Raw genomic sequence first — 11,313 nt, forward strand, 5'->3', positions numbered from 1 at the left:
TCATCGCCAAGGCCGTTCAGGATTGGATCGCGGCGGTGGGATCAGCGACCGCCTACATCGAGCCGGGCAGTCCGTGGGAGAACGGCTATTGCGAGAGCTTCAACGCGAAGCTGCGGGATGAGCTCCTCAACGGCGAGGTGTTCTACACCCTCAAGGAGGCCAGCGTCGTGATCGAGCAATGGCGTAGGCACTATAACAACATCCGGCCGCACTCGTCGCTCGGCTACCAGCCGCCTGCGCCCGAGGTCGTCATCTGGCCAACCGAACCGAGCGGCTCAGGGCCGCTCGCTCACCCCGCCATCGTCACGCGACTGACGATGCACTAACTTCGAACCTGGGCCACCGAATGGGGGCAGGCCACAACCACCCCGCCGATCCGCCCGCTCAGTACCGTCCGTATCGCGCCCCGGGGCTTCGGCTTTGGGGCGCTTCTTGTCTGATCTTGGTACTTCATCCGGAACACGGCGCCGCTTTCTCGACGGCTGCGATAGCGGTAGGGAAAAGCCCCTTCGGCCGTGAGGTGATGACATGCGAACGCAAATTGCTCTGCTTTTCATAGGCATGGCGTCCTGTGCATCCGCACAGCCTCAGCCAGCCAGAGCGCCTGCCGAGACCCCAAGCAACGACAACCGCACTAGCCCTGGAGGAGGACGGGACGGCGAGCGAACCAAACTGTCCATTGCGTCGCCACCGTGGGCAAGCTGGCGAGGGGCCTACTCTGGCTTGTCCGTCGATATCGGCAACCCTCCGGCGAAGCTTATGCCGGGCGGCAACGATTACGGCGTGGTTTCAGCGATCAGCGGCTCGATTGAGATCCCCGCGGACGCGAATGCCAACAAAATCGACGGCGTCACTCCGGGATTCATCATCACCTCGGGCGTACTGGGCGTTGCGCGGACCGCATCGACGATTGCGCCAGCCGTGGGGGTCTACGGCGGTGCTCACATGGCTGCGATGAACGCCCAGGCGTGGGGCGCCAACTTCACATCAAAGAACTTCGACACGTCGGGAGTGCCGCCGAAGCATGGCTTCAACGGTCAAGTCTATGGCACGGAGATCGATGTAAACCTTGTCGCGCCCGCGGCAGGCTGGAAGGGCACGAACGTCGATGGGATCTGGGTCACCGGCGAGTGGAATTCAAAGCCCGACGGACAGATGAACGGTCTTCACATCGGTGCGCAGGGGACCGCCGGATGGAAGAACGCCATCAAGACCGATCATGGGGCCGCGGCCGAGTTTGCCGAGATCGGTAAGACCGCCAAGTCTGGCGCTTCGGCCTCGCAGGTTATCCACCTGATCTCCAGTGATGGCAAAGGGGATTATCACGCCCTGATCCAAGCTGACCCCGACGGCTCGGTGAGCATCAAGCCGAACTATTACGGCCAGACGAAGGGTCTCGTCGTCAGCAGCGCCGACCCAACTCACTTCGTGAAAGTTCATCCGGTCGAAGGCATCGTCGCTCCGGCCGTAGCAACCCGCGCGTTGCTCGTTAATCTCGAGGGAAAAGGCGCGAAGATGGTTTCAGTCGGTCCGCCAGACAGCTGTGGAAAGGGGCGTCGCTGTCTGTCTGTGCCGAACTGATGAAACTGCTTCCGCCCTCCTGTAGGCTTCCCGACAGCCCTTCGAGGCCTCGCCGAGCCGTGCGAGGATCGTCGCAGCCTCCAACTCGCCGGTCTCGTCGTCCGCCGCGACTTTGATCGCGGCCGTGCCGGGCATCCGGCCGGCCATAGTCTCCGCCTTCTTGCGCGCGCCGCTCTGGGTCGGCGACACCTCGTGATCGCCCGCTCCCATCTTGCCATGAAAAAGGGGCGGCCCGTGTCCGAGCCGCCCCCGCGTGTCCGACCCGTCCGGGCTCAGAAGGTGTAGCGAACGCCGCCGCGCACCGCCTGGATCGTGTCGGTGGAGGCAAGCTCCGCATCGTAGCCGAGGAAGCCGGCGAGGCCGGGGGCCAGCTCCGTGCTCACGCCGAGGCCAACCAGCGCCCGGTCGCGGGCGAGGCGCCGGCCGGAGACGGCGAACGGCACCGTCGGCACCAGGGTGAAGGAGGCCCCGATGGTGCGGCTCACGTCGGCGAAGTCGTGAACGTAGGCCGCCTTGACCCAGAACGAGACGGGACGACCGTCGAACACCGTCGTCGCCGTCTCCAGGCGGCCGCCCACCAGGGTGCGGGCCGAGAGGAAGTCCTTGGCGGCGATGGTGAGGCTCAACGGACCGGCGCTGCCTTCGGTGACCCGGTCCTGATCGAAGGTGTTCACCTGGAACCCGACGAAGGGCGACAGCACCGTGGTGGGGGCGAGGGCGAAGCGGTAGCCGAGTTCGCCGGCGGAGATGAACTGGTCACCGCTGACCTTGCCCTGGGCGCCGCCGGACTGGATCTGGGCCAGGCCCAGCGACCGGTTCACCCGGCCCTCCGTGTGGGCGTAGCCCACGGTGGCGTTGGCGTAGAGGGCGCCGCTGGTGAAGCCGCCGTAGAGGCCGACCTGGGCGTTGTCCGTGTGCGCCCGCTCGCCCGTCCGGTTCAGGCTGACATCGACGGAGCCGTAGCCCGCCGCGATGCCCAGCACCGTGCCGACCTGCGGGTGGAAGTCGACGCCGCCCGCCATGCCGGCGACGGTCTCCGAGCGACCGGCGGCGTTGGCGGTGGAATCGACATGCCCGAACTGGCCGTAGCCCGTGGCCCAGACGCCGTAGCCGCGGCTGGTCTCGATGAACCGGGGTGCCGGCGGGGCGGCGCGGTTCGGCATGTCGGCGGCGTAGACCGTCGGCGGCAGGGTGAAGCCTGTCGGGCCGGCTTCGGTGCTGGCCGCATAGGCCCGCGACAGGAGCTGGCTGCCGAAGGCGCGGCCCGAGCGGAGCTGCGGGTCGGCGAGCGACGCGTAGCTCTGGCCCGAGACCCGGTCGAGGGTCGCGGCAATGCCGGCGTTGCTCTGGTTGTCGATGACGAGGAGCGCCTGCGGATTGTTGGCGAGCGCCGCATCGAGTCCGCGCGCCACGTTCGCCTGATTGCTCGTCTGCGCCACCAAGCCGAAGCTCTGCTGGGCCAGGGTGACGTAGGCGTTGTTGGCGTCGGTGGAAGCGACCGGGCGGATGAGGAAGGGCAGCGAACCGCTGTCGGTCACGGTGGCGAAGTTGCCGTTCACGCCGCCGGCGGCGGTGAGCACGGTGTAGCGGGTGTTGGGCAGGTAGGTGCCGGCCGCCGCGAACATGCTGGCGGTGCCGCCGAGGGTGGCGGTGCCGGTGGTGACGAGGCGGGCGGCCTGCCCGTCGGCGGTGACGGCGCTCTGCAGCGTACCGCTGGCCCCCTGAACATAGTTGCCCGCGACCGTCAGCGTGCCCAAGGGCGCGGCGGCCGAGCCCGGTGTGACGATACCGGCGTTGGTGAGCGTGCCGACGATGCGACCGGTGCCCGTCAGGGTGCCGGCGGTGCCAACGCCCGTGTCGGCGGTGAGGGTCGAATTCACGTTCAGAACACCACCCGCCACCGTGGCGCCGCCCGAGAAGGTCTGGGTCGAGCCCTGGGCCAGGGTCCAGGCACCATCGGATTGGCGCAGGGTGGTGAAGCCCGTGACGGTGCTCGAAAGCGTGCCGGTACCCGACAGGTTGAGGGCGTTGCTGCCGAGCCCCCGGGCGGTGATGGCGCCGCCGATGGTCGAGCCGGTACCGAGGTTCACCGTGTTCCGGCTCGCCGCGACATCCGCGAAGGCGATGTTGCCGGTGATCGTCCCGGTGTTGGTCAGGGTATGGTTGCCCATGCCGTACTGGACGGCGCCGGCGATGCGGCCCGCATTCGTCGTGGTGCTGTTGCGGCGGTTGGCCGTGGTGGCGTTCTGCGGGTCGGCATCGATGAAGCGCACGTCGCCGTTGATCACGCCCGTGGCGGCATTGTTGAGGACGCCGTTGCCGGCGCCGTAGACCACGATGGCCTGACCACCCGTCGGGCCGGTGATCGTGCCGGCATTGGTGATGGTGAAGCTCTGTGCCCGGCCCTGGATGGCGCGGACCCCGGTGCCGGTGCCGCTGATCGTGGCGCCGACGCGGTTGGTGACGGTGAGGGCCGCGACATCGTCATCCGAGTCGATGGCCGCGACCGCCGCCGTGCCGGTGCCGTTGCGCGTCGCCGAGATGGTGCCGGCATTGGCGATCGCCATGGAGGCGATGTTCTCACCCGCATAGATGCCGCGCGAGATGCCGATGCCGTTCTCCGTCACCGCGATGGTGCCGTTGTTGGTCACCGCAACGTTGGCGAAGTCGGCACCCGAGGAATTGCTGAGCACGCCGTAGACCTGAGTGAAAGCATCGTTTACCCGCCCGGCCGCCCCGGTGCCCGTGATTGTGCCGTTGTTGACGAGACTCGTGTTCGAGCCCGACAGGTTCACGGTCTTGTTGGTGAGCGTGTTGTTGACGGTGAGCTGCGCGCCCGAACCCGTTACCTGGATCAGGCCGCCGACATTCTGGGTCGAGCCGGCGCCCAGCGTCAGGTTGCCGCCCGCCACCGTGAGGTTGCCTGACAGGTTCTGGACCGAGCCGCTGGCGGTGGTCCAGGCGCTGCCGGCGCCGGTCTGGTTGAGGCTGGTGAAGCCCGCGACCGTTCCCGTGAGGGTGCTGGTGCCCGACAGGTTCAGGGTGTTGATACCTTGCCCGGTGGCCGTGATGTTGCCGCCGATGCGGGAGCCAGTGCCAAGATTTACCGTATTCACGCTTGGATCAGGTGGCGTTAGTCCTATAGCAATTGGAATGCGTCTATTTGAAAGATCAGAAAAAATAATATCTCCATATATATTGCCGGTATTATTTAACGCATGATTGCCTGAGCCATATTGAATACTACCATTGATAGCCCCAGAATTGCTGATTGTACTAAAGCGAGCCGGTCCCATGACGCTGGTTTGCGGGTCCGTTTCGGCAAGCCGGATGTTGCCGGTGATGAATCCACCGGGATTGTTGGTAAGTGATGTAATTCCGGGGCCGTAGATCACTATAGCTTGGCCGCCCGACGCGAAGATGTTTCCATCATTGGTAATATTAAAATTTTTTGCTTGCCCATCAATTGCTCGAGCATTTGAACCCAATGCGCCGATGGTGCCGCCCGCTCTGTTTATAACCGACAGAACACCGACCGAAGCGCCGGCGGATATGGCTGAAGCTAGGCCGGAACTAGTGCCGTTGTCCAATGCTGTGATTGAACCGCCATTAATGACAGTCATGGAGGCTACGCTATTCCCGAAAATACCGTCATCCGCGCGAACAGCACTGACGATCGCCGATAAAACACTGCGATCATTTCGCAAAACACTTATTTGTCCATTGTTAACAACAGTAACGCTGTTAATGTCGCCCTTGGTTGCGGCTGCGCGGACGCCATTAATAGGGGCTGTACCGTCAGGATCTGAAATTACTAGCTCGCGCAAAAAGCCACTTGAGCCTACGAGAGATCCATTATTGATCAGGGTCGTATTCGATTCCAAGAGATTTATAGCTTGATTGCCGAGGGAATTATTAACAGTTAACTGCGATCCCATGCCCGTCAGTTGGATTTGACCAACAACGAACTGTCTCGATCCAAGGTCGAATGTAAGGCTGCCGCCCGCAACTGTAAGGTTTCCCGTGATGGCTTGGGATGATCCATTTGCGAAGGTCCAGGCGCTACCGGCGCCGGTTTGGGTGAGGCTAGTGAAGCCTAGGGGCTTACCCGCAAGAGGACCAACGGTGATCGGCCCGGGGGGACGGGCAGTAACCGCGCCGGTGAGCGTGCCAGTGCCCGTGAGGTTGAGGATGTTCGTGCCGAGGCCCTGTGCGGTGATGTCGCCGCCGATGCTCGATCCCGTACCCAAGTTTACCGTATTCACCGTGGCGGCGACGTCGAGGAACGACAGGCCGCCGGAGATGCGGCCGGTGTTGTTCACCGTCTGGCTGCCGCCGCCGAAGGCGAGGTTGCCGTTGATGGTGCCGGCATTGGTGAGGGTGCCGGTGCGGCGCAGGTTCACCACCGTCGCGGTGGTCTGGAGATCCTGGTCGAAGTTGCGGACATCGCCATTGATCACGCCCGTGGCGGTGTTGGTGATCACGGTGTTGTAGGCGCGCGGCGTCGTCGTGTCGCCGGCATTGCCCGCGTTCACCGCGAAGGTGGCGATGGCGGCCTCACCCGCGGTGGTGTTGGTGATGGTGCCGCTGTTGTTGATCTCGTATTGGGCGGCGCGGCCTGTAAGGGCGCGGGTGTTGGTGCCCGTTGCGGTGATCCGGCCGGAGGCGGAATTGTTGACCACGAGCCGGTCGGTGTCGTCGTCGGAATCGACGCCCGCAACGACGGCCGTGGAGGCCGTGGCGGAGGTGCCGCGCGTGGCCGAGATCAGACCTCTGTTGTTGAGGGTGAACAGCGTGGTGTTCTCGCCCGCATAGACGCCCCGCGCGATGCCGTTGCCGTTCTGCATCACCGCGAGGGTGCCGGAGTTGTTGACCGTGACGCCCTCGTATTGCGAGCCGTTCGGCGCATTCGAGGAGGCGCCGTAGATCCGCGTCGCAGTGTTGCCGGCGGGCGCCGTCAGGGTGATGATGCCGGTGTTGTTCAGGGTCGAGCGGTCGCCGGCCAAGTCGACACCGTAATTGTCCCGGTTCTGCGGCGCACCGTTGTCGATGATGCCGGCGTTGTTGACCACGCTGGTGCCGTTCACCCGCACGTTGGAGAAGCTCGGGTTGATGCCGGTGCCGGTCTGCTGCGCGCCGAGGGTGGCGCCGGACTGGATGTTGACGGTCAGGCCGGTGACGCCGGCTGGTGCGACGAAGCCCATCGGCTGGGCGTCCGTGCAGGTCACCGTCTGTCCACTGGTGGGGGCGGTGGGCTGGCACGCCGCCGAAGCCTCGGCGATCGCCAGGATCCATACGGGAACGCTCGCCATGAGCGAACGGCGCAGCACCTGACTTTGCCTCGACATACTGTCCACCGAAACCCTGCAGTTGCACTCAACTCGCCTGCTCGTATGCCGGGCGTGCTGAAGAGACGATTGAGGAGCCCCGGGGTGGAGTCAAAAAATCAATTCGCTTCCGCGAAGCTCATCAAGGCATTTGAATCCGCATGATGTAAACCGGTCACACATCTTTCGCAGGCGAGTTTAGCCAAACTAAACTAAGTGTATGGCGTTCGCGACCTACGACGCTGCCAGCAAGGACTACCGATGCAGTCAGGTCGCAGCGCTGGCCGACCAGATCGGCGCGTCGCCGAGCTCATGCGAGCCGAGGGACGCAATGGACAAGAGGGCAGCGGGGCCGGCCGGCGTGTAGCCCGGGCCGGTGTTCGCCATCAGCGCCCGCGATCCGTCGTGCGTGACGGCGAGGCAGTAGACGCCGGGGCCAACCGGCCTGTCGAAGCCGGGATTTTAGTGCATGCTTCCCCGTCCTCACCGATTCGCACGATCGGTGCTCGCTAGTCGGGAAAGATGCCCGGCATCGCCGGCAGGTTGCCCATGCGATCGTCTGAGACGCCGAAGGAGGCTCGGATCTTGGCCTGCGGTGTCACCAGGCTGTAGAGGTTGCACACGGCCTACCCGCCCTTCGCGACGATGAATAACCCTAAGCCAACGATCAGGAAGGCAGCGGAAATTCGCGAAAAGGCGATAGCGCCAACGCCGTCATCGACGGCACGCAGATGAGCGACTTGCGCGAACATCGCGGCCCAGTACGCCGCCCACAGGCTCAAAACGGAGACGATCCACGTCGGCATGGTGCGCTCGAGGCTTCAGGCCGCAGGCCGGCGCTCATGGCGCCACGCAGCGACTGCATGGCAGCGCGCGTCGTAGGCGTGGCGGACGGGCGTTCCGTCCTCGCCGCGCCCTTCGCGGCTGTAGCCGAAGCGAAGAACGCCGTCGGGACCGTAGAGGCGCGTCACCTCGGAGCGCCACGCGCGATCGGCTCGGGCAAGAACAGTCTCGGTCTCTGCCAGTCGGTTCGGATCCATCGACTATCCTAGATGTCGGTCTGCCGAGTTCAACGCGATCCGGCGTCATCCGCTCCTATGCGACGCGGAGGAGTTCCGCTCCCGATATGCGGGTCCGCCTCCGCTACCATGGCCACCACCACCGCACTCGCAGCGACGGGGCCGGCACTGGAGGGATCGAGGGCTATGGATCGTCGGCCGTCATAACGATGCGGCCCGCCTCATCGACGATATTGAACGACCACTCGGTGAGCAGCCATCCTCGTTCTTCCGAATGAGCCAGGGCGAACTCGGCAGCGTCTTCGATGTCGTCGAACCGCTCAGGTAAGCAAGAAATCGGACGCTCGTTGCAACCTCCTCCCACAGCGCCCCGGGCCGGCATGATGTTGATGAAGTAGGCGGGCCGCACGGTTCTCTCCTCGTTCCGAGGAAAAGCTTCTCGCCAGAATCATGGAGAGGCAAGCCGTCTGAGCGGCGCCTAAGCATCGTCGTCTATGTGAGACGAGCTGCCTGAGAGGGGCTAAGTCACTGATTTAATTGGCGCACCCGACACGATTCGAACGTGTGACCTTTGCCTTCGGAGGGCAACGCTCTATCCAGCTGAGCTACGGGTGCTGACCGCGACGGTTACCTAGCCCATACGGCGCTCGTGCGCAACGGGTTTGCGGAAGCCGCTCGCTCAAAAGAATGACCGCGAGGGCTCCGATGGCAAAGCTTACGGGTTGGGGTGATGTGTGATCGCGTGGACGCCGCGCGAGGCCTTTGTCTGCGCGGGGGAGAATGCGGCAGAATTGGACGCGGCCCCGGTGAAGCGTCCGATGCGTATCGCTGCCATGGCTCGTCGAGCAGGCTGCCCCCCAAGCAAAGCATCTAACGTCATCGCTGCCGCAGTTCGTCATGCACAATGTTTGAGGTTCATTATCGAAACTCACCCACCGCGCTCAATACACTTTGGTCCGTTCACGAGCCTGGAGTTTGAATCAGAACGCGTACAGGCGAAGTCGTTGTAGAAGAACGGACAAGCCTTCGACGGCATCGCCCACCAACTTATGCGGTCGAGCGGCCGGCGGAGCCTGTCGCGTGAGCGTGGCGGATGATGGCGGCGGAGGCTGAACGCCTCCGGGGTCGAGGTGGATCGCCAAGCGGGGCGTGTGGACGTCAGTGTAACGTCGCCGCCGCCTCTCCATCACGATCTGTGCCTCCTTGGACCTGCAGACCATCTCGCCGTTCAGCAATTCGCTTCGCAGTCGTGCGCTCAAACCCTCCACAGGCCTATTCCGTCACGTCACGCCGGAAACCGTGGAGGGTGTTCTGGTGCCGAGAATGAAGCACCGTCGCAGGCCCAAGGTGTCAGGTCAGTAGGGTGTCCATATCGTGGCGCTGCTGATGGCCTGCGGTGATCTTCTTTATCAGGCGGATCAAGGTCGCCCGCTCCTCGGCCGAGAGTGGCTCGAGGGTCGCGTCGTGGGCCTGCCGCGCCGCGTCCTCCATTCGAGACAGCAAGGCGCGTCCCGCCGGGGTCGGGCGGCAGTTCTGTGAACGCCGATCCGTGAGCGCGGGCGATCGTTCGATGAATCCCCGTGCGGCGAGGCGTTTCAGGGCACCCGTCGTCGTTGTCCGGTCGAGGGCGACGGCATTCGCCAAGGTGGTCTGATCGGCCTCACCCCGAGCTGCCAGCAAAGACAGCAGACTGTACTGCAGTGGCGTGACGCCGAATGCGCCACAACGCTCGGAAAACAGGCTGACATGAATCTGATGCAGACGCCGTATCAGGAAGCCGGGCCGCTCAGGGAGGGGCCAGGGTGCTCCGACCTGTTCGACGACTGTCCCGCCTCGCCGTGCGAGCGCGCCCTCCCCCGTAGCCCCGTCCATCGTCCTCCCCCTCCGCGTTCGATCCGCCACTCGGACGGCGCTTGGCACGCACCATGCTTTCATACCAGATACGAAGCATACTTCGCATTCCAGGAGCCTCGCCAGGGCCGAGGGATGCGACGGTCGACACGATGTCGCGAGACCCGAGGGAGAACGCGAAAATGGACGATGGGCGCTACGACACGCTCCTGCGCGGCGGCCGGGTCATCTGCCCTGCCTCCGGCATCGACGGCATCAGGGACGTCGCCATCCGCGACGGGCGGATCGCGGCGGTGTCGGACAGCATCATTCCCTCGGCCGCGACCGAAGTGGTGAACGTCGCCGGCAAGCTCGTCCTGCCGGGGATGATCGACACCCACGGCCACGTCTACCAGTACGTCACCGGCCGCTTCGGTCTGCCGCCCGATATGGTCGGCGTGCGCTCGGGCGTCACCACGGTGATCGACCAGGGCGGCGCCTCGTGCATGACCCTGCCGGGGTTCCGCCACTTCGTCGCCGAGCAAGCCGAGACCCGGATCTACGCCTTCCTCTCCGCCTATCTGGTGGGCGGTCTCGAGGGGCATTTCTATCCCAACCTCTACAGCCCGGATGGCGTCGACATCGACGCCACGGTGAAGTCGGCCGTGGAGAACCGCGATCTCGTACGCGGCATCAAGGGTCACGCCGAGATCGGTGGCTTCGCCCGGTGGGGCATCAAGGTGATGGAGATGGCGGCCGAAATCAGCCGCCGCGCCGAACTCCCGCTCTATGTCCATTTCGGCCAGCTTTGGGGCCTGCCTGAGAGCGGCGCCAACGGCGAGGATGCCAACACCATCATGGAGCGGGTGATCCCGCTGCTGCGGCCCGGCGATTTCCTCGCCCACCCGTTCACCCGCCATCCCGGCGGCTTCATCAACGAGGCGGGCGTCGTCCACCCGATCATCCGGGCGGCGATGGATGCCGGCCTGCGGGTCGATGTCGGCCACGGCAGCCACTTCTCCTACCGGGTCGCCCGCGCCTCCCTGCCGGCGGGCGTCGTGCCCTACACGCTCGGCGCCGACATGCACGGCTACAACACGGAGGTCCCCCGGCCGGCGGGCACGCCGGAGGAGCACCACGACGACGAGAACCACCCCTTCCTCGGCCAGGCCCGCTTCAGCCTGACCCAGGCGATGAGCTCGATGATGGCGCTCGGTCTCAGCCTTGAGGAAGTCGTCCCCATGGTGACGAAACACCCGGCCGAGATGCTCGGGCTGTCCGACCGGATCGGCGCCCTCACGCCGGGCTTTGCCGCCGACATCTCGGTGCTGCACGACCATCGCGGTCGCTTTCTGCTCCGCGACAACGAGGACACGCAGGTCGTCGCCCAGCGCCTGCTCCAGCCCGCCTTCTGCCTGCGTGCCGGGCGCCGCTTCGACGCCGATTCGCCGATCCTGCCCAACGCCATCGCGGCCTGAGACAGCTTCACGAAACACCCGATCACGGTCGGCTCTCGCCTCGGGCCCGACAGCGCGGAGGAGTTTCGTGAGGGATGC

At 64.9% G+C, this 11,313-nt stretch carries 8 protein-coding genes and 1 tRNA gene; 3 read left to right on the top strand and 6 right to left on the bottom strand.

Annotation, left to right across the window (positions count from 1 at the left end; genetic code table 11):
• Together MFF01_RS14870 and MFF01_RS14875 are read left to right on the top strand one after the other, a co-directional pair.
• A partial coding sequence (locus MFF01_RS14870; RefSeq protein WP_238226637.1) for an integrase core domain-containing protein occupies nucleotides 1-326 on the top strand: 326 nt, incomplete at its 5' end.
• A gap of 397 nt (nucleotides 327-723) precedes the next feature.
• Complete coding sequence (locus MFF01_RS14875) at nucleotides 724-1,581, top strand: hypothetical protein (protein ID WP_238226639.1); 858 nt, start codon at nucleotides 724-726, stop codon at nucleotides 1,579-1,581.
• A gap of 272 nt (nucleotides 1,582-1,853) precedes the next feature.
• Here the strand turns inward: MFF01_RS14875 and MFF01_RS14880 are convergent, their stop codons facing one another.
• The 6 genes from MFF01_RS14880 to MFF01_RS14910 form a co-directional block, all read right to left on the bottom strand.
• Nucleotides 1,854-6,929, bottom strand: coding sequence for an autotransporter domain-containing protein (locus MFF01_RS14880; RefSeq protein WP_238226641.1), 5,076 nt, complete (start codon nucleotides 6,927-6,929; stop codon nucleotides 1,854-1,856).
• Nucleotides 6,930-7,534: 605 nt separating this feature from the next.
• Nucleotides 7,535-7,714 carry a hypothetical protein gene (locus MFF01_RS14890; RefSeq protein ID WP_238226644.1) on the bottom strand — a complete coding sequence of 60 codons (180 nt, stop codon included), beginning with the start codon at nucleotides 7,712-7,714 and terminating at the stop codon, nucleotides 7,535-7,537.
• Between the two features lie 15 nt (nucleotides 7,715-7,729).
• Nucleotides 7,730-7,948, bottom strand: coding sequence for a hypothetical protein (locus MFF01_RS14895; protein ID WP_238226646.1), 219 nt, complete (start codon nucleotides 7,946-7,948; stop codon nucleotides 7,730-7,732).
• Nucleotides 7,949-8,111: 163 nt separating this feature from the next.
• Nucleotides 8,112-8,336 (bottom strand): hypothetical protein, encoded by a 225-nt coding sequence (locus tag MFF01_RS14900; protein ID WP_238226648.1) that lies wholly within the window; start codon nucleotides 8,334-8,336, stop codon nucleotides 8,112-8,114.
• A gap of 129 nt (nucleotides 8,337-8,465) precedes the next feature.
• A tRNA-Arg gene (locus tag MFF01_RS14905) sits at nucleotides 8,466-8,542 on the bottom strand.
• A 735-nt stretch (nucleotides 8,543-9,277) separates the two neighbouring features.
• The gene (locus MFF01_RS14910) at nucleotides 9,278-9,799 is read right to left on the bottom strand and encodes a MarR family winged helix-turn-helix transcriptional regulator (protein WP_238226649.1); all 522 of its coding nucleotides are present in this window, start codon (nucleotides 9,797-9,799) and stop codon (nucleotides 9,278-9,280) included.
• A gap of 161 nt (nucleotides 9,800-9,960) precedes the next feature.
• Here MFF01_RS14910 and MFF01_RS14915 point away from each other — a divergent pair, with 161 nt between their 5' ends.
• The gene (locus tag MFF01_RS14915; protein WP_238226651.1) at nucleotides 9,961-11,235 is read left to right on the top strand and encodes an amidohydrolase/deacetylase family metallohydrolase; all 1,275 of its coding nucleotides are present in this window, start codon (nucleotides 9,961-9,963) and stop codon (nucleotides 11,233-11,235) included.
• Nucleotides 11,236-11,313 lie beyond the last annotated feature (78 nt).

It is taken from the genome of Methylobacterium adhaesivum, from assembly GCF_022179065.1.
GTDB lineage: Bacteria > Pseudomonadota > Alphaproteobacteria > Rhizobiales > Beijerinckiaceae > Methylobacterium > Methylobacterium adhaesivum.